Genomic DNA, 18,290 nt, shown 5'->3' with positions numbered 1-18,290 from the left:
GTGCCGTGCAGTTCGCGCTTGTAGCGAACCGAACCGTACGGTACGGTTAATCCGATGGCCCGTCAAGACCCCACCCGCCCACGTGGGCGCCCGCCCCGCGAAGACCTGCGCGACCACCTGCTCACCCACACGCTCGGCGTGCTGCTGCGCGACGGCCTCGAGGGCTTCAGCATGTCCTCCGTCGCGCGCTCCGCGCAGGCGTCGAAGGAGACGCTCTACCGGCACTTCGGCGACAAGTCCGGGCTGCTGGCCGCCGCGCTCGAGCACGTGGGGCAGCGTGTGGGGCCGCTGCTGCTGGAGGGGCTGGACACGACCGACACGCGGCGCGCGCGCCTCGAGCGCCTGGCGCACAACTACCTGGGCGGCTTGCTGGAGCCCGCGTCGCTCGCGCTCCAGCGCATCGCGTTCGCGGACCAAGACCGGGGCCTCGGGGCGCGCTTCGCCACGTGCTTCACGGACGCCGCGCGCGACGTGGTCACGCGGGAGCTGGCCGCGCTCGGCGCCCGCGAGCCCGCGCTCGACGCGGAGCTGTTCTTGGGCATGGTGCGCGGCCTGCACCACGAGCGGGCGCTGCTGGGCGTGGTCCCGCGCGACCACCGCGCGCGTCAGAAGGCGCTGGTGGCCCACGCCGTGGAGGTCTTCGAGGCGCACCTCCCCGCCGCTTGAGGTCCGCGGGGTGGTGCCGAGGGCGCGCGCAGGGCACGCTGTCGTCCATGTTGGTCCGCGGACCGAGCCCTGCGCTGCGCCCCTTCGTCCACGTGCTGTGGGCGAGTGAGCCGAGCGTGGGGCCCGCTGCGCAGGGTGGCGCGCTGCCCTGGGAACGCATGCTGCCGAGCGGACGCGCCCACGTGGTGCTTCGCCTGACGGGGCCGTCGCTGCGGCTGCTCGCGGCGGACACGTCGCGTTCGCCGCAGGTCATCCGCCGCGCGGTCGTGGGCGGGCCGCGCACGTCGGCCTATGCCAAGGAGGCGGCGCGGGGGGCCGAGACCGTGGGGGCTCAGCTGAGCGTGGGCGCCACGCGTGCGCTGCTCGGTGTGCCCGGGCGCGCGCTGGCCGGCGTGCACGTGCCTCTCGACGAGGTGCTCGGGCCCGTGAGCGAGTCGTGGTGCGACGAGCTGCACGCGCTGCCCTCCGCCCGGGCGCGCCTCCTGCGCTTCCAGGCGCTGCTGACGGAGCGCCTGTCGGACCACGCGCCGCACGCGGTGGTGCAGCACGGGATTGCGCGCCTGTCGGACCCGCTCGCCGCGGTGAGCGTCCAGGCGCTGGTGAGCGAGTCGGGCTACAGCCACCGGCGCTTCCTCGACCTGTTCGAGGAGAGCACGGGGGTGACGCCCAAGCGCTTCGCGCGGGTGGTCCGCTTCCGCGCCACGCTGGCGGCGCTGCAGCGGGGTGCGGGCGGCGCGGGCCTGGGGCGCGTGGAGAAGGAAGGGGTGCGCCTCGCCGCGCTGGCTTCTCAGCTGGGCTATGCCGACCAAGCGCACCTCACGCGCGAGTTCCGCGCGCACACGGGCATCACGCCCGCGCGCTATCAGCTGGCCGAGCCGCACCAGCTGTACCACCTGCCGCTCCCCGCGCCTTGAACGTGCGCGCTGCACACGGGGTCTGACCGGGCGCTGTGCGGGCCTGCGGAGCGGAGTTCAATTTCGTTCAAGACGCGATGTGGGGGCCCGCGGCACAGTGACCGCATGAGCACTCAAGCCCTGTACCCCTACATGCGCGTCCGCGACTGCGTCGCCGCCATCGACTTCTACTCCCGCGTGTTCGGCGCGCGGGAGCTCTACCGGTTGGTGGAGCCCAGCGGCCGCGTCGGTCACGCCGAGCTCGACTTCGATGGCACCGTGCTGATGCTGTCGGACCCCTTCCCCGAGATGGGGCTCTTGGCACCACCCACGGCCCCCGAGACGCGCGCGCCGCTCTCCATCCACCTCCACGTGGAGGACGCCGACGCCGTCATCGCCAAGGCGCTCGCCGAGGGCGCGACGCTGCTGCGCGCGGCGCAGGACCAGTTCTACGGCGAGCGCTCCGGCGCCGTGCGTTGCCCGTTCGGGCACGAGTGGCTCATCGGGCACGCGCTCGAGGAGGTCACGCCGGAGGAGATGCAGCGCCGATACACGGCGCTCTTCGACTGACGCGGCGCGGGCAGGGGAGCGGACACGGTTCGTGTCGCTCGGGTGCCCTCGCAGCGCAACCGGCCCGCAGCCGTCGTTGACAAGCGTGAGGTGGGCTCGTATCCCGAGGCGACGTCGGCCCTCCGCCTCCGACGTACGGAGGACGCCGCATGGCCGCCAAGAAGAAGACCAGCGCTCAGCAGCCCACCGCCAAGAAGGCGAAGCTGGCGTCGAAGGCCAGCGCTCCGAAGTCGACCGCTGCCAAGAAGCCTACGTCGAAGGCGGCTCCAAAGACGAGCGCAGCCAAGGGGTCCGCCGCGAACAAGGCCGCGTCGAAGGTGACCGCGGCGAAGCCGAAGCCCGCGAAGGCGGCCAAGGGCACGCCGGTGAGCTTTGCGGGGCCCCTGCTGGCGAACGAGCTCGGACGCGTCATCGTCCGGCTGCCCGACGCCGCTAGCAAGCAGCTCCCTTCGCGTGGGCAGGTCGCCGTCGACGCCACCGTGAAGGGGCACGCATTCCAGACCGTGCTCGAGCCCGACGGAGACTTCGGTCACTTCATGAACGTCGACGACGCGCTGCGAAGGGCGACGGGTCTGGCGCCGGGTGACACGGTGGCGGTCGAGGTGGTGCCCAGCGGCGAATGGCCCGAGCCCGACGTGCCTGGTGACTTGCGGGATGCGCTGACCGACGCCTCCGCCGACATCCAGGACCTGTGGCGCGTGATCACCCCCATGGCCCGCTGGGAGTGGGTGCGCTGGGTCAACGAGACCAAGAACGCTGGGACCCGGCAGAAGCGCGTGGAGGTGAGCATCGACAAGCTCCGCAAGGGCAAGCGCCGGCCCTGCTGCTTCAATCTGGCGTCGTGCACGGACCCGGAGCTGGCCAAGAGCGGCAAGCTGGCGCTGCGCTGAGCGATCGCCGCGCGGCTCGGCGGGAGCGCGACTTTGACTCGGGCGCTAGCAGCTCTAGCGGCGGGACACGAGCGTTGCGAGCGGTGTGCCGCGGATGCACGCGCGACGGTGGTCTTCGGCGTCGTACAGGTCTTCGCTCACGACGACCTCTGGGGTTCCGTCGGTGGTCCTCACAAACGAGTCGCCCAGCCAGGGAGCCTCGTACTCGCCGGGCTGTGCTTCATCCATCGACTCGACGAAGGCGTCGTCGTCAGGGGCGGACGACGCGTTGGGCGCGGCTTCGGGGGACGGCGTGCTGCGGAGATACGTGGCGTCCAGCGTCCTACCGACACCGCTCTCGAGGTTGAGCACGATGTAGACCGGGAGCTGGACGAAGTCGGGGCGTGGGTCGGGGGTGACGCTGAGGATCAGCTCGTCGCCGACCACGTCGTGCACCTGGATGTTGCCGCGCACGCCAGGCACCGTGCTGTCGAGCAGCATGCGGTGCTGGTTGCGTCCGGCGTCGTACACCGCCAGGCGCTCACCCCCGTACCGGTGCCGCGCCGAGGTGTAGAACACCAGCTCGCCGTGCCGCAGCCGCGGCTCGAAGCGCAGGCGCACGTGGAGCGTGCCGTTCTCGCGGGCGGTGCCCCCGAGCTCACGGGGGACAGCCCCCACGCGACCGCGCTGGACGCGCCGTGCGGGGACACGGTCGGGGACACCGTCGATCCAAGGGCCCGCCTGCAGTCGTTGCCGCGTGAACGTGAGCTCGGGGCGACAGACGCGCGCCCCGTCTTGCTCGCGCGGGCGCCCCGTGAACGTCGGTCCCCCGGGGAACGGTATCCTCGCGTGGGCGGGCCATGGGATGGCGTCGAAGTCGGCAAAGTGCGCCGGGTGGGGGGCGCGCTCCGAGGTCGCCCAGGTGGCGTAGCCGGAGTACGGGTCGAGGTGCTGATAGCTTGCACGCAGCACGCGCGCTTCGCAGCTCCCGAGGTCCACCGCAGTCTGCGTCCACTCGCCGACCCCATCCATGCCAGACCCGGACCAGCCCCGTTCGAACACACGCACCGTGCCCCAGTCGTTGACGCGGCAGTCGATGTCTTCGTCCTCGTCGCACGCTGGTGAAGGCAAGATGGTGTGTGCCGACAGCGCGGCTAGCTGCGGGCAGCGTTCGAGCATGCTCGCCACGGCTCGAGCGTATGCCCCCGGGGAGGGCTCCTCGAAGTATTGCGCTTGGGGAATGACCGTCACGGGGCGCCCTCTTGGATTGGGGTCGCCGCCGCCGACGAGCACGCCGCTCGGACGTCGAAACGCGGTCCGCACCCTGCTCAGCTCCCAGCCAGGGCGTTCGCTCGCCATCCACTCGGTGCGCTCGAACACCGTGTGCTCGCCGCCCGGTCGTCCCGTGTCCCAGTGCTCCTCGTGCCAACCGTCCGCTTCGGGCAGTGAAGGGAGCAGGTCTCCGTGCTCCAACGCGCGGACCGTCTCCTCCGTGCCGCGCTGCGCGCCGGTAGATGGGTGTCCCTGGAACCACGGCCACGCCCGCGTCGATGCGAGCTCCGCCGCCATGCGCGCGCGAGGGAGCTGGGCTGGGTCAGTGACGACCAACGTCCACAGGAGCGGCTGCTCGCTGCTCTCGACCCACGCCAGGTGACGCGCCCCGGCGCGCGTGCAGGAGGCCGCGCCATCGCCGGTGCGCTCCGTCGCGAGCGGCTCGTCCTCCGCGCGGCCGGCCAGCAAGGCGTCGAGCGCCTCACACGCGAGCGGGCGCTCGGAAGCCTCCACCCGCGCCCCGAGGAGCGCCTCGGGAGCGCGCGCCATCGCCTGCGCGCCCTCGTACGGGCTTCCGGCGGAGCCCCTGAAGCGACGGGCCAGCACGCCGTCATGGCGCGGGTCCCACGGCAGCGCCTCGAACCCAGGGGGCACGGGGACCGCGTAGCCGTGCGGTGGTGCGGTGTCGTCGTCGCCGTCGCCGTCGAACCACGCGAGGGGCGGCACGCGGGGCACCACCAGTCGTACGTCAGCCCCGAACGACGCGAGGCCCACGAGCACGCCGAGCTGCATGGTGCCCACCTCGGGGCCGAGGCACACGGCGTCGCGCGGAACCGTCGTGCAGCGCGCCTCGAGGGCGAGCACGAGCGTGACCACGTCGCTCATGGACGCGGGCGGAGGTCCGGCGGACAAGGCCCGTCGCGCCAGGGTCAGCGCCGTCTCAGCCCCTCCGTCGGGTGGCGCGGAGGGTGCGGATGAAGCGCTCTCCGTGGCCCACCCGGCCGACATCACGCTCTCGATGAACCCCTGAAGGCTGTCGCGCGGCGTAGCGACGTAGGCGCGCGCGGCGTGGACGGCGTCGGCCCAAGCCGGAGGCAGGTCGGTGAGGTCTGCGCCGTCGTTCGCGGCCGCTGTGGGTGCGCTGGTCACCACCTGCTCGTGTTGGCTGGGGGCGCCGCAGCCCGTCATCAGCACGAGCCCCAGCAGACCGAGCGCAGCGTCCTTGCGACCGTTCATGGCGACCCTCCCATCCGACGCGTCAGGCATCGTCGAGCAGCGTGTGACGACACCATGTGAACACACGCTCCGCTTCCCGCCTGCGGCAACACCACGCCGCGAGAATGATCGCTTGGGGTCGTTCATTCCCGAATCCTACGAGCAACGTACTGGCCTTGGCGGGTCGTTCGCGGGAACGCGAGGGTCCCCCAGCTGCACGCTAGGGATTGACGCGTGTGTCGTCTTATGTAAAAAGCAATTCCGTTTTACATATGAACACCGCCGCCCGACCGACCCCGACTCAGGCCCGCAGCCGCCGCACGGAGGAAGCGCTCATCCGCTCGGCGCTCCGCCTGTTCCGCGAGCGTGGGGTGGACGCCGTCACCACGACCGACATCGCGGCCGCTGCTGGCGTCGCGCCCGCCACGGTGAATCGGCGGTTTGGCGACAAGAGCACGCTCGTGAGCGAGGCGTTCCGCGTGTTCGTCGACGAGACCTTGGCGATGCTCGAGAGCGCGGCGCCCCTGCGGGTACCCCCCACGCGCGGGAAGCACATGGTGGGCCTCAGCGCCGAGGTGACCGTCGTGGTCATGAGCTTCTACCGCGCGAACCAGGCGCTGCTGCAGTCTGCGTACGTGCGCGCTCTCTCGGACGACGAGTTCGCCACGGGCCTGCGCCGCTTGCGTCAGCACATCCGCGCCATGCTCCGCGACCAGTTTCTGCAGCACGCGACGGAGATCGGGCACCCCAACCCGCCCCTCGCCATCGACTTCGCGCTCAGCCAGGCCATGGCCATGCTCGCGGCGCGGCACGAGGCGGCCCGGCTCGAGGTCGACGCCATCGACGAGCGCGCCTTCCTGCGCGAGCTGCTGCGCTCGCTGCTCACATACCTCGCCGTGCCGCACACGCCGGCCGCCATCGACGCGGCGCTGACGGCGAGGGGGCTCTGACGTGTCTTGCAAGAACACGACGCAGCGCGTGCGCGGGCATGAGCGTCACCCGCCTCGGAGCACCCCGCGTCCAGGCCGCCACCCGCGGTCCCACACCAAAACGAAACGACCATGACCTACAGCACCCGCAACGTCACCGAGCTGCAGCAGACCCTCGCGCCCGCCGTGTATGGCGGCCTCGACCTCGGCATCACCCCCGAGCGCTTTCGCACCGCCCTGGGCGAGAACAGCATCCTGCGTCGGAAGCCCCGCGTGCAGGCGCTGCTGGACGACGCCGAGCAGGTGGAGTTCTTCCGGCAGCTCACGCTGATGGGCGACCCGCTGACCGACGCGTTCGCCGCTCGCATCCCGGAGCTGGGCTACCCGAAGGCGCGCGCGATGGTGGACCAGGCCGCCGCGCACGGCATCGACAGCGTGCCCGACGCACCGCCCGAGCTGGTGGCGCTGCTGCGCGCCATGGAGGCGGTGCCCGCGTGGGTGGACTGGGACGCCATCGAGCGCGCCTCGGAGCACGCCCGGCTGTTCTCGGCGCTGGGCGGTGAGGCGCTCACGCGCGTGGCCTTCATGATGACCTACGTCAACGGCTACCAGGGCCTGCCGATGGTCATCACCGGCGCGCTCACCAGCGACTCCGCCGCGAAGCGCATGAAGGAGACCACCAGCACGTTCAAGCTCGCCACGTTGCCCGGTGCGCTGCGGCGCGGGGGCGAGGCGTACCAGTCGGCCGTGAAGGTGCGCGTGATGCACGCCATGGTGCGCACGAGCCTCTTGCGGCGCCCCACGGTGTGGGACTTCGGCGTCTACGGCACGCCCATCCCGCAGGTGGACCAGATGGGCGCCGCGCTGACCATCAACTACCGCCTCGCGCAGCGTGCGCTCGCGCGTGGGCGGGGGTTCTCCACGGCCGAGCGCGGCGTGGTGGAGCAGGGACGCTACCTGGCCTCGCTGCTGGGCATGCACGACCAGTTCCTCAGCGACGACCCGCAGCAGATCGTCGAGACGTGGCAGATGTGTCAGGCCACGCTGCGCCACAAGTTCGACGAGCGCGGGCGCGACCTCAACCGCGCGACGCTCGAGGCCTACCGCCGCACCTCCGCGCAGTGGCACGACCGCGTGCTGCACGGCATGGACCAGGGCGCGACGCGCTTCCTCTACACGCAGCTGGTGGGGGAGAAGACCGCCCACGACATGGGTGTCCAACGAGAGCTGGCAGACGCGCTGGCCTTCGCCTCCGTGTTCGCGCCCGTGGGCCTCGGGTTCGGGGCGCTCACCCTGGCCAAGCGCGCGCCGGGCGTGCGCCGCGCCGTGGACCGCTTCGCGACGCGGACGGTGAAGCGCCAGCTGAGGGTCGACGGGGCAGCCGAGTACCGCACCAACGAGGCGAACTACAAGACCAAGGCCGCCTGAGCGTGCCGATTCGAAAGCAAGAACCAGAGCGCGCATGATGGCGGGGCACGCTAGCCAGCCGTCATGACCAAGATCTCACCCCACGCCCGCCGAACGAACACGCTGCACGACCCCCGCTGGGCGCGCGTGCTGGCACGGGACAAGACCGCCGACGGTGCGTTCTGGTACTCGGTGGCCACGACGGGCATCTACTGCCGACCGTCGTGCCCTTCGCGCACGGCCAACCCGGCCAACGTCACGCTGCACGACACGCTCGCGAGCGCGCGCGCGACGGGCTGCCGGCCGTGCAAGCGCTGCAGCCCCGACGGGTCCTCGCCCGAGGCCGAGAACACGGCGCTGGTGGAGCAGGCTTGCCGCCTCCTCGAGGAGCGTGAGGCGTGCCCCTCGCTGGCGCAGCTGGCCGACGCCGTGCAACTGAGCCCGGGCTACTTCCACCGGCTCTTCAAGGCGCACACCGGGCTCACACCCAAGCAGTACGCGGCGGCGCAGCGGGCGCGGCGCGTGCGCGACGAGCTGGAGGGTGGGGCGCCCGTGACCGAGGCGCTCTACGCCGCGGGCTTCGGCTCGCAGGGCCGCTTCTACGAGCAGTCGTCGGCCATGCTCGGCATGACCCCGGGGCGCTATCGCGCCGGCGGCGCGCAAGAGACGCTGCGCTTCGCGGTGGGGCAGTGCTCGCTGGGCGCCGTGCTGGTGGCGTCCAGCGAGCGCGGCGTCGCGGCCATCTCGCTGGGGGACGACCCGGACGCGCTGGTGCGCGAGCTGCAGGACCGCTTCCCGCGCGCCACGCTGGTGGGCGGGGACGCTGCGTACGAGCGTGTGGTCGCTACGGTAGTGGGCTTCGTGGAGGCGCCGCGGCTGGGGCTCAGCCTGCCCCTCGACGTGCGCGGCACGGCGTTCCAGCAGCGCGTGTGGCGTGCGTTGCGCGAGGTCCCCGCGGGGCAGACCGTGACGTACTCGGAGATCGCGCAGCGGCTCGGCGCGCCGGCTGCCACGCGGGCGGTGGCGGGTGCGTGCGCGGCCAACACGCTCGCGGTGGCCATCCCCTGTCATCGCGTGGTGCGGCGGGACGGCTCGCTCTCGGGCTACCGCTGGGGCGTCGAGCGCAAGCGTGAGCTCATCGCGCGCGAGGGTTTGCGCTGAGGCGCGGAGGAGCGGCGGTGCGCGGGTGTGCCGCAGCGTGTCGCGGTTGCACGCGGGTGCGCATCACGTGCGGCGGGTGCGCGCCGTCTTCAGTTCCGCGACAAGAACCGGAGCGCGACGTGTGTGCGAGCGAGTCACGCTCCATGCATGAAACGCTTTCTGCTCATCCATGGGAGCTGGCACGGCGCGTGGTGCTGGTACAAGGTCGCGCCGCGTCTGCGCCAGCACGGCGAGGTGCTCGTCCCCAACTTGCCCGGGCGTGGGCGTGACCCCGCCTGGGCTCCGCGCGTGACGTTGGGGCACTTGGTGCGCGCCACCGCGCCCCTGCTCAGCGATCAAGTGCAGACCACCATCGTTGCGCACAGCCGCTACGGCATCCTCGCCAGCGCGCTCGCCCAGGCCCACCCGGAGCGCGTCCGGCGCGTAGTCTACCTGGCGTCGTACATGCTGCCGAGCCACGCGCGTGTGGCGGACTACTTCGCGAAGGACGAGGGCTGCTACCTGCGCCCCTACGTCCACGTGAGCAAGGCCGGGGTGTGCGACTGGCTCGACCCCGAGGCCTACGTCGAGGGGCTCTACGCAGACTGCGCGGCGGACGACGTGGCGCTCGCGTCGTCGCTCCTGTGTCGTGAGCCGAGCCTGCCCGCGCTCGCCCGCCTGGCGCTCACGGATGCGCGCTATGGCCGCGTGCCGCGCGCGTACATCCGCCTCACCCAGGACCGCGCCGTGTCACCCGCACTGCAAGACCGCCTCATCGACGCAGCGCGCGTGGAGCGCGTGGAGAGCCTCGAGGCGAGCCACTCCGCATACTTCTCGCAGCCCGACGCGCTGGTGGACGCGATCCTCTCCGTGGACCGATGACACGCTCGTCGCCCCCGTCGCGAGACCGAGCCGCGTGGGTCGTGTTCGTGGTACGCACGTCACGTGAACGCACACATCGACGCGCTCAACCGTCGCATCGACGACGGCCAGAAGGTGAAGTTCAAGTACTTCTGGGGACACACCGGGACGGGCCCAGGACCGTGGGCGCTCAGCCAGTGGTATCCGGCGCCGTTCACCTTCGAGGGCATGACCTATCGCACGGCCGAGCACTGGATGATGGCGCAGAAGGCGCTCCTGTTCGACGACGCGGCGAGCGCAGCCGCCATCCTCGCGGCGGACAGCCCCGGGAAGGCGAAGGCGCTCGGGCGTGCCGTGAAGGACTTCGACGACGAGACCTGGGAGGCCGCGCGCTACGCCATCGTCGTGACCGGCAACGTGCTCAAGTTTCGGCAGAACCCGGAGCTGGGCGCGTGGCTCGACACCACGGGCGACGTCGTGCTGGTCGAGGCCAGCCCACGTGACGCCATCTGGGGCATTGGCCTCGGCGCGGACGACCCGGCAGCGCACAGCCCGAAGACGTGGCGCGGGCAGAACTTGCTCGGGTTCGCGCTGGGCGAGGCGCGCGCCAGGTTGCGACAGTTCCCAGCGCCGCGCATGCCGGTCGGCGCACTGCCCCCGCCGTGGGTTCGGTTTCCCGAGGAACACCGCTACTCGGCGTTCTGGCGGATGGGCGCGGGGGAGGACTACATGCGCGCGCTCAGCGAGAGCTGGAGCGCGCTCACACCGGCGCAGCGCGTCGAGATCGAGCTGGTGCATCCAGCGACGGGTGGGTGGTCGGGGTGGTACTGAGGCCATGGACGGTACTGCTCGTCGTGGGCCTCGCGGCAGGTGTGGACGGCTGCGCTCACAACCCCATCACGGGGCGCCGTACCTCGCGGAGCTGCCTGGAAGCGCCACCTGAGGACGGACCGTCGCGCTACCCCGACCTGGCGAGCACGTTGGACGCAGACGTCTCCATGGAAGCCATCCGAGAGCGCCGGTGGTTCCTTTCCACGAGCGATGAGCTCCTCGACCTCGCGACCGGGATGGCGCTGGCCCGCTCGGCCGTGCGCTGGTTCGCCGAGCTCGAACGCATGGAGGCCGAGTCCGGGCGCTGCGCTGACGACACCCCGGCAGGACGCGCTCGAGCCGAGCTCCTAGCTGCGCTCGATGCGACCATACAGGCTCTGGAGCTACGGGTCGAAGACCCGGCGCCGCTCGACTACGTGCGCGCCCACGCCATGACGAACGACCCTTGGCCGACGTCGTGTGACGCTGTCGCGCGCGACGAACGCCTGGAGGCGGTGATGTGGCGCGTCTATGGTCCGCAGCGTGACACGGGGCGTCGCGTGTACGTGGACGGGCCTTTGGTGTGCCAGCGCTTCCAGACGCGCGGTTGGTCGTTCGAGATCCTACGCGACCCGCCGACACAGGGTCGACGTGTTCCCACGCTGGAGGCTTGGGTAGAGGACCGCACACCCCAGGGTTGTGAGGCTGCTGTGGACGTGGACGTCGATCCGTCGAGCCTGGCCACGTGGGGAGCGCCGGACCCTGCGCACGACCGTTGCGCCCTGGACCGAGTCCGACTCCCCTATGACGCTGTCGCGGTCGTGGCTACTGCGTTCTTCTGTGGATCTCTCTGTGGCGACGGACAGGAGCACGTCCTCGTGCGGGTCCGTGGTCGATGGCGCTATGTAGATGGCTACGTCACTTGGATGAGCTGACCGACCGTGCCCGACTTCAGTCTCGCGCGCAGGCCGGGTGGCTGCTCCCAACGCCCTGGCCGCGAGCGGGCCTCACCTGTCGAACAGAAGCGCCTGCACGTTCGCGCCCACGCGCTCGATCAGTTCCGCGCGATCCGCAGCAGCGACCGAGGGTACACGCAGGACGTAGCGGCACAGCGCCAGCCCCAGCATCTGTGATGTGAGCAGGCCCGTGCGCAGCGCCACGGCGGCAGGTGGCTCGCCGCGCAGGCGCGCGATGGCGGGCACCACCTGGCTCGCGAAGATGCCGCGCATGCGGTCCGCGACCTCGTCGTGCGTGACGGAGGTACGGAGCAGGGCGACGAAGCTCTCGTCCCCCTCCCAGATGGACAGGAAGTGTTCCACCACGGCGGCCCCGACCGCCTCGCGGGGAACGTCGGCGAAGTCGGGGAAGCGCAGGTCGAAGTCGGCGGCGGCCGCGAACAGCTTCTCCTTGTTGCCGAAGTAGCGCATCACCATGGCGGGGTCGATCTCGGCGGCGGCGGCGATGGCGCGAATGGTGGCGCCGCCGTAGCCGTTGGCGGCGAACTGCTCCCGGGCCGCCTCGAGAATGGCGGCTTTGGTGGCGTCGGAACGTCGGGCGGGGGCGTTGCGCGGGGCCATGCCCAGAGCATGAGTCAACGTTCGTTGGCATGCAACGGATTCAGCTACTTACAAAAGTCAACGAATGTTGGCCAACAGTCGTTGACATATGCGCCGGGCGGCGCTAGTGATCGGTAACGAAAGTCAACGCGTGTTGACAAAAGCCGAGAGGCTCGACCCCGAAGGAGCTCCCCCATGACCCGCCAATCCATCCCGTCCGCCCCCAAGTCGTCCCCCGTCCCCCCGTCCCACACGGACGTGCTGATCGTCGGGGCCGGCCCCACCGGCCTCACGCTCGCCGCTGCCCTCCGCCTGCGCGGCGTGGCCGTGACCGTCATCGACCGACAGCCGCAGGGTTCCAACACGTCGCGCGCCGCCGTGGTGCACGCCCGCACGCTGGAGGTGCTCGAGACCATCGGCGCCGCCGAGCGCCTCGACGAGCTGGGCATCGCCGCCCCGCGCTTCACCATCCGCGACCGCGATCGCGTGCTGGTCGACCTGCGCTTCGACGACCTGCCCACGCGCTACCCGTACTCTTTGATGGTCTCGCAGGCCGTCACCGAGCGCGTGCTGCACGACCGCCTCGTGGCGCTCGGAGGCCAGGTCCTGCGGCCCCGCATGCTCGTGGGCGTCACGCAGGACTCCGGCGGCGTGGACGCGCTGCTCGACGACGGGTCCCGCGTGCGCGCGCGCTACCTGGTGGGCGCCGATGGCATGCACAGCACGGTGCGCGAGCAGGCGCAGATCCCGTTCACCGGCGGGGCCTACGCCGAGTCCTTCGTGCTGGCCGACGTGCGCCTCGAAGGCGGGGTCGTGCGCGACGAGGTGATCCTGTACTTCTCGCCCGCCGGCATGGTCGTGGTCGCGCCCTTGCCCGGTGGCTACCACCGCGTGGTCGCGACGCTCGACGAAGCGCCCGAGAACCCGGACGTGGCGCTGGTGCAGCAGCTGCTCGACACGCGCGGACCCGAAGGCAAGCGCGCCGTGGTGAAGGAGCTGGTGTGGAGCTCGCGCTTCCACATCCACCATCGTGTGGCCGACCACTATCGTTCCGGGCGCCTCGTGCTCGCGGGCGATGCGGCGCACGTGCACAGCCCCGCCGGGGGTCAGGGCATGAACGCTGGCATCCTCGACGCGATGAGCCTGGCCGACGCCCTCGCGCGCTCCCTCGCGGGCGACGACGTGGCGCTCGACCGCTACAGCGAGGAGCGGCGCCCCATCGCAGCCCAGATCGTGCGTATGGCCGACGTGCTCACGCGGCTCGCCACCACGCGGCCGCGGCTGCGGTGGCTGCGCAACGTGGTGCTGTGGTGCGTCGCCAAGCTCCCTGCGTTCCGCCGCCGCTTTGCGCTTCGGCTCTCGGGGCTCGTCTATCGATGACGCGCTCCAGGCGACGTTGCGGCGGCTGGACCGACCGCGCGGTGAGGCTCGCCGCAGTCAGCCTCTTTCTGGCTGCCCTGTGGTCGCCCATGCGCGGCGCGGGGCAGCTCGCGACCGACCGACGCCGCATGGCGCTCGGCGTCCAGGTCCAGCGACAACACCCCCGTCGACCGGAGTGGCCGAATCACGGACCCGCGCGCCAGCTGCTGCGGGTCCGCGAGTCGGAGTCTGCTAACCTTCGCCGATGTCATCGCGACCGGCCGATACGACCCCCGAAGCTTGGGCAGTGCAGCTCGAGGTGTGGCGACGTATGGGGCCAGAGCGGCGGCTGGCGACTGCGATTGCGATGAGCGAGGAGCTGGTCAGCCTGACCCGCGCGGGTATCCGCGCGCGGCACCCGGAGTACGACGAAGACGCGGTGCGCCTGGCCGAGATCCGGCTGCGCCTCGGTGACGAGCTGTACACGAAGGCATATCCCAACGCGCCGAGGTGGGACGCGTGAGCGACAGCTTGCGCGCGTTCATGGCCTCCTTGACCAGCTGGCTGGACGCCGCAGCCGTCCCGTACATGGTGGCGGGCTCGTTCGCCAGCACGCTGCACGGCCGCCCGCGCTCGACGCAGGATGTCGACATCGTGATCGACCCGACGGACGCGACGCTGCGAGCGTTCCTCGCTGGCGTCCCCACCGAGCACGTCTACGTCGACGCACTCACGGCGCGTGCGGCGCTCCTCAGCAGGGACATGTTCAACCTCATCGACATGGACTCCGGGTGGAAGGCGGACCTGATCGTTCGCAAGGCCCGACCCTTCAGCGTGGCCGAGTTCGAGCGCCGCATGCGCGCGGACTGGCTGGGTCTGTCGGTGTTCGTCGCCACGCCCGAGGACGTCATCGTGAGCAAGCTCGAGTGGTGCCAGAAGTCGGGTGGCTCGCAGCGGCAGTTGGACGACGTGGCCGGCGTCGTCGCCGCGGTCGGACCCCAGCTGGACCGTACGTACATCGAGACGTGGGTGGAGGCGCTGCGGCTCGAGGATGAGTGGCGCGCCTTGAACGCACACGGATGAGCTGTGCCGCAGCGACGAACGCGCGCTGCGGCCAAGCGCCCTCCGCGCGGTCGAGACGCGGTCGTCTCGGAGCCCCATGCGTGCGTGAACGTTCTTCAGGACACGCCCTTCGGCTAGACCACCGATCTCCGGCGAAGGTCCCAGTAGGCGACGTCCGCGTCCTCGAAGCGCTCCTCGAGTGCGTCAGTTCCAGCGCGTCTTGCCAGCTCGCGCTCGGCGGCGCTGATGGGCATGAGCCAGTAGATGTGCGTGACCTGGCCGTCGTGCTCGAAGAGCTCCAGCGCCGGCCCCCATGGGTATGGCAGCGAGACGTAGCCGGCCGTCAGATTGCATCCGTCGACCCAGGGCTCGCCGAGGCCGAAGGTGTGCTGCAGCCCGAGGCCTTCGGTCGCGTGGTAGGACGCGACCATCGTAAGCAGGTGCGCGACCCGCTTCGAGCGCTCCCCTGATGTCGTCAGGAACTCCATGGTTGGGGAGTTCGGGTGCGCGATACCCGCTGCGCCGCAGGTGACGTACGCCCAGGTCGACGCCTTTGGACCCGGGTGCACCTCGAGTACGCGGAACCCAGGCACGCTCGCACGCAGGCGCCCAACGTCGTCGAGGTCGTGGGCGGTGATCGTGTGTCCCGCAAACGTCGCGCCGAGGTGCTCGCGCAGGGCCGTTTCCAGGTCGCTGGTGTGGGGCATCCGCGGAACCGTACTGCAGTTCACCACCGTCGCGCAGGTCGACGTCCTCGCGCTCGCGCCAGCCTTGAATCCCGGCCCGCATCAGCAAAGCTCCCGGGCATGGCGGCCCCCGACGCGCTGAACGACGAGCTCGAGCGGTTGATCCTCGAGGAGCTGCGCGAGCGCTGGAAGGCCGACAACTGGGCGCTTTTCGGCGAGCGGATGCGTCCGCCGGTGCTGGCGCTCAGCGACGCGACGTCGTTCCTCGCGCGCTTCGTGCCCGCGACGCGGACGATCGAGGTCGCCCGGCAGCTCGTGATCGACCACCCGTGGATGGAAGTCCTCGAGGTCCTCAAGCACGAGATGGCGCACCAGTTCGTCGCGGAGGTGCTCCGCGTGTCCGAGTCTGCACATGGGCCCGTGTTTCGCGGGGTGTGTCAGGCGCGGGGCATCGACGCTCGGGCGGCGGGCGTCGTCGTCACGCCCGGAGACGACGTGGCCACGACGGCGGCGGGCAGGGTCATCGACAAGGTAAGGCGCCTCTTGGCGCTGGCCGGGAGCGACAACCCGCACGAGGCAGACGCGGCGATGCAACAGGCGCGGCGGCTCATGCTCGAGCACAACATCCGCGAGCGCGACACGCGCGCCGACGAGCGGGACTTCACCTTCGCGCACGTCGGCCCCGTCAAGGCGCGCCATGACGAGCACGAGCGCGTGCTCGCGTCGATCCTGACGGGGCACTTCTTCGTCGAGGCCATCTGGGTCAACTCGTTCCGTCCGCTCGAGGGGCGCCGCGGCTCGGTGCTCGAGATCTGCGGGACACCCGCGAACGTGCGCATGGCCGACTACGTGCACGGCTTCCTCCTGCACGCAGGCGAGGCCGCGTGGAAGCGCCACCGCACAGAGCACGGCATCGCAGGCAACCGCGACCGCCGCTCGTTCTTGGTTGGCGTGATGCGCGGCTTCCGCGACAAGCTCGAGCGTGAGCGGCGGGCGTCCACCGCTCAGGGCCTGGTGTGGACGGGCGACGCAGGCGTCTCCGACTACTTCCAGCGGCGCTACCCACGGGCGCGCACCATTCGCCGCGCCGGTCGAGAGCGCGACGCGGCGTTCGCGCACGGGCAGGCCGCGGGGCAGGAGCTGGTGCTTCATCGCCCCGTCGAGGCAGGCCGCAGCGGCGGCGGTGGGCTCTTGCCGTCTGGCGGCTAGCGCGGCCGTGCGACCCCGACGTGAAGCGTGCCGCGCGCGAGAGCCTTGTCGCGTCTCGGGCGCTCACAGTGAGAGGCGCGCCAAGACCGCGATGCGCGCGTCACGCGTGAGGGGCATGAGGTCGACGTACGCCGCGAGGCTGAAGAACGGCACGTACAGGGACACCTGCACCCGCACGCCGGGGGTCGGACTCGGCCACACGTCCACCGGAACGCCGAGCCCGGCTGTGATCGACGGTGGGGTGAACATTCCGGTCTTGAACGGAGCTACGAACTCGAACACGGGCGTGATCGTCACGCGCTCCTGCGGGGCCACGTCGAAAGCCAGGCCAGTCGACCAGGACCCCCGGCCGTGGGGCCATGAGATGTCGTACCCGGCTTGGACCAACGCTCCCTGCCCGACGATGCCGCCCACCGCCACGAACGGCCCGTGCTCCACGCTGCGGCGTTCGCGCGCCACGAAGTATCCGTCGATGCGCTCATCCAGTTGCGATCGGGACGGCTCGTGCTCGTAGGTTGCGGGCAAGCGTACGGTGAGCACCGGCGCGTAGCGCCAGCGACGGACGGGAGACGCGGGATCGAGTAGGCGTAGGACCATCGGTAGTGTCCGTTCCCGGTCACCCAATGTCGGACGGCACCGCCGGTGCATCGACCGCGCGGCGCATCGTGACATGCGTGACGCTCCTCCTCCCAAACGGTCACGGACGACTCCAGCGTATGCGTCGCGCCCGGCTCGATGGGCACGTCCACGTGCCGGGTGCCCGGAGGAAGAGACCGGCCATCGACCTTGACGCGCATGGTCGGAGGAGCGTCCACGATGTCGCCAAACACGAGATCCAACATGATCGAGCCCGTCTGTCCGCGTGGCACCCGCACGCTCAACGTCCCCGCGCGGTCGGTCGCCGCGGTGAGCACCCACCGGCTCCATCCGCTGCACTGCAGAGCGTGTCGGCGCGCGGGGACGCACGCGATGTCGGCTTCCCATCGCACCAAGCGGACCGGGACGTCTGCTTCGAGCGTCTGAGCCGAGACCGAGGCCGACCCCATGAGGACGACGAGCGACGCCGTCGCGATGATGTGCGCGCCCCGTATTGCCTCTCCTACCCTCGCGAACATGTCGAGCCGTCCTACCACCCCAGTTGCTCGATCGACAACGTCCTTGCCGTACTACTCGGAATAGATGTCGGGCACAGCCAAGCTGGAGTCTCGCCGTGGCGCACGACGCGGCGCTTCGGCGGGCAGCACACTCGGCAGCGCTTGAACACCGCCGCTGGGGCCACGCAGCCCACGCACCGCGTCGTTGCCTGGCGGGAACGTCGTCTCGTAGGCCGTGAGGTGCGGTGGGCAGTGCATGGGTGGCCCCATGTGCCGCACGAACGAGATGACGCCCTCGTGCAGCCGAACGTGCGCGGACTCATCGTGGCTGCACCAGGCCAGCGCCCACCAACGCACCCGCATCTCGCGCTCGTGCCGATACGCCATGGGCGGCCACGCGGCTACCGGCAGGCGGTACTGGCTCGGCGAGTAGGTGGCCTGGAGGCGGGTGGTGGCATGCGCGACATCCACGAAGTGTGTTCCTGGGGGCGGTGGGGCTTCACCCAAAGGAAGCGCGGGCATGGCGTCCTCTGCGCCGTGGTCGCCCTGTGCGGCAGGCACCAACGCGACCGGCCTCAGCGCGGCCTTCACCGTCGAGGCTGTCGGCGTGTCGGGGGTCTGCCGACACCCGAGCGCAAGCCCCACGAGCGCGAGGAGGATCCACCGCCTCGCGTAGCACCGCGCCCCCGCAA

The 18,290-nt window shown here is 71.0% G+C and carries 19 protein-coding genes; 14 read left to right on the top strand and 5 right to left on the bottom strand.

The annotated features are described in order from the left end of the window. The first annotated feature begins 54 nt into the window (after positions 1 to 54). The 4 genes from H6726_00230 (at position 55) to H6726_00215 (ending at position 3,019) form a co-directional block, all read left to right on the top strand. The gene (locus tag H6726_00230) at positions 55 to 666 is read left to right on the top strand and encodes a TetR/AcrR family transcriptional regulator (protein ID MCB9656044.1); all 612 of its coding nucleotides are present in this window, start codon (positions 55 to 57) and stop codon (positions 664 to 666) included. A gap of 47 nt (positions 667 to 713) precedes the next feature. Further along, complete coding sequence (locus H6726_00225) at positions 714 to 1,580, top strand: AraC family transcriptional regulator (GenBank protein ID MCB9656043.1); 867 nt, start codon at positions 714 to 716, stop codon at positions 1,578 to 1,580. A gap of 105 nt (positions 1,581 to 1,685) precedes the next feature. Next, on the top strand, positions 1,686 to 2,129 hold the full coding sequence (locus H6726_00220) for a VOC family protein (GenBank protein MCB9656042.1): 444 nt from the start codon (positions 1,686 to 1,688) through the stop codon (positions 2,127 to 2,129). Positions 2,130 to 2,278: 149 nt separating this feature from the next. Continuing rightward, on the top strand, positions 2,279 to 3,019 hold the full coding sequence (locus tag H6726_00215) for a DUF1905 domain-containing protein (GenBank protein ID MCB9656041.1): 741 nt from the start codon (positions 2,279 to 2,281) through the stop codon (positions 3,017 to 3,019). Positions 3,020 to 3,073: 54 nt separating this feature from the next. Here H6726_00215 and H6726_00210 read toward each other — a convergent pair whose 3' ends face one another. After that, the gene (locus H6726_00210; protein MCB9656040.1) at positions 3,074 to 5,506 is read right to left on the bottom strand and encodes a hypothetical protein; all 2,433 of its coding nucleotides are present in this window, start codon (positions 5,504 to 5,506) and stop codon (positions 3,074 to 3,076) included. Between the two features lie 251 nt (positions 5,507 to 5,757). Here H6726_00210 and H6726_00205 point away from each other — a divergent pair, with 251 nt between their 5' ends. The 6 genes from H6726_00205 (at position 5,758) to H6726_00180 (ending at position 11,567) form a co-directional block, all read left to right on the top strand. After that, the gene (locus H6726_00205; protein ID MCB9656039.1) at positions 5,758 to 6,435 is read left to right on the top strand and encodes a TetR/AcrR family transcriptional regulator; all 678 of its coding nucleotides are present in this window, start codon (positions 5,758 to 5,760) and stop codon (positions 6,433 to 6,435) included. Positions 6,436 to 6,546: 111 nt separating this feature from the next. Then, positions 6,547 to 7,842, top strand: a complete 1,296-nt coding sequence (locus H6726_00200) for a DUF2236 domain-containing protein (protein MCB9656038.1) — start codon at positions 6,547 to 6,549, stop codon at positions 7,840 to 7,842. Positions 7,843 to 7,905: 63 nt separating this feature from the next. Continuing rightward, the gene (gene ada / locus H6726_00195) at positions 7,906 to 8,982 is read left to right on the top strand and encodes a bifunctional DNA-binding transcriptional regulator/O6-methylguanine-DNA methyltransferase Ada (protein ID MCB9656037.1); all 1,077 of its coding nucleotides are present in this window, start codon (positions 7,906 to 7,908) and stop codon (positions 8,980 to 8,982) included. Between the two features lie 147 nt (positions 8,983 to 9,129). Continuing rightward, positions 9,130 to 9,843 carry an alpha/beta fold hydrolase gene (locus H6726_00190; GenBank protein ID MCB9656036.1) on the top strand — a complete coding sequence of 238 codons (714 nt, stop codon included), beginning with the start codon at positions 9,130 to 9,132 and terminating at the stop codon, positions 9,841 to 9,843. Positions 9,844 to 9,906: 63 nt separating this feature from the next. Beyond that, on the top strand, positions 9,907 to 10,653 hold the full coding sequence (locus H6726_00185) for an NADAR family protein (GenBank protein ID MCB9656035.1): 747 nt from the start codon (positions 9,907 to 9,909) through the stop codon (positions 10,651 to 10,653). Further along, positions 10,644 to 11,567 carry a hypothetical protein gene (locus tag H6726_00180; protein MCB9656034.1) on the top strand — a complete coding sequence of 308 codons (924 nt, stop codon included), beginning with the start codon at positions 10,644 to 10,646 and terminating at the stop codon, positions 11,565 to 11,567. Before H6726_00185 ends, H6726_00180 begins: the two co-directional genes overlap by 10 nt. A 72-nt stretch (positions 11,568 to 11,639) precedes the next feature. Here the strand turns inward: H6726_00180 and H6726_00175 are convergent, their stop codons facing one another. After that, positions 11,640 to 12,209: a TetR family transcriptional regulator gene (locus tag H6726_00175; GenBank protein MCB9656033.1), complete on the bottom strand. Its 570-nt coding sequence runs from the start codon at positions 12,207 to 12,209 to the stop codon at positions 11,640 to 11,642. A 174-nt stretch (positions 12,210 to 12,383) separates the two neighbouring features. Here H6726_00175 and H6726_00170 point away from each other — a divergent pair, with 174 nt between their 5' ends. From H6726_00170 to H6726_00160, 3 genes are all read left to right on the top strand, one after another. Beyond that, positions 12,384 to 13,568: an FAD-dependent oxidoreductase gene (locus H6726_00170; GenBank protein ID MCB9656032.1), complete on the top strand. Its 1,185-nt coding sequence runs from the start codon at positions 12,384 to 12,386 to the stop codon at positions 13,566 to 13,568. A 244-nt stretch (positions 13,569 to 13,812) separates the two neighbouring features. Then, on the top strand, positions 13,813 to 14,070 hold the full coding sequence (locus H6726_00165) for a hypothetical protein (GenBank protein ID MCB9656031.1): 258 nt from the start codon (positions 13,813 to 13,815) through the stop codon (positions 14,068 to 14,070). Beyond that, a complete protein-coding gene (locus H6726_00160; protein ID MCB9656030.1) occupies positions 14,067 to 14,630 on the top strand; it encodes a hypothetical protein in 564 nt (187 codons plus the stop codon). The genes H6726_00165 and H6726_00160 overlap by 4 nt, the downstream gene beginning before the upstream one ends. A gap of 113 nt (positions 14,631 to 14,743) precedes the next feature. On the opposite strand, the gene H6726_00155 is transcribed toward H6726_00160, so the two are convergent. After that, complete coding sequence (locus H6726_00155) at positions 14,744 to 15,316, bottom strand: suppressor of fused domain protein (protein ID MCB9656029.1); 573 nt, start codon at positions 15,314 to 15,316, stop codon at positions 14,744 to 14,746. 99 nt (positions 15,317 to 15,415) lie between these two features. Here H6726_00155 and H6726_00150 point away from each other — a divergent pair, with 99 nt between their 5' ends. After that, the gene (locus H6726_00150; GenBank protein ID MCB9656028.1) at positions 15,416 to 16,504 is read left to right on the top strand and encodes a DUF2786 domain-containing protein; all 1,089 of its coding nucleotides are present in this window, start codon (positions 15,416 to 15,418) and stop codon (positions 16,502 to 16,504) included. A 63-nt stretch (positions 16,505 to 16,567) separates the two neighbouring features. Here the strand turns inward: H6726_00150 and H6726_00145 are convergent, their stop codons facing one another. Together H6726_00145 and H6726_00140 are read right to left on the bottom strand one after the other, a co-directional pair. Continuing rightward, positions 16,568 to 17,101: a hypothetical protein gene (locus H6726_00145; GenBank protein MCB9656027.1), complete on the bottom strand. Its 534-nt coding sequence runs from the start codon at positions 17,099 to 17,101 to the stop codon at positions 16,568 to 16,570. A gap of 569 nt (positions 17,102 to 17,670) precedes the next feature. Beyond that, on the bottom strand, positions 17,671 to 18,243 hold the full coding sequence (locus H6726_00140) for a hypothetical protein (protein ID MCB9656026.1): 573 nt from the start codon (positions 18,241 to 18,243) through the stop codon (positions 17,671 to 17,673). Positions 18,244 to 18,290 lie beyond the last annotated feature (47 nt).

The sequence above is a fragment of the Sandaracinaceae bacterium genome (assembly GCA_020633055.1).
Taxonomy (GTDB): Bacteria; Myxococcota_A; Polyangia; order Polyangiales; family Houyiibacteriaceae; genus JADJJE01.
The sequence above is the reverse complement of the archived record's forward strand: the minus strand, read 5'-3'. Positions and strand labels throughout refer to the sequence as shown.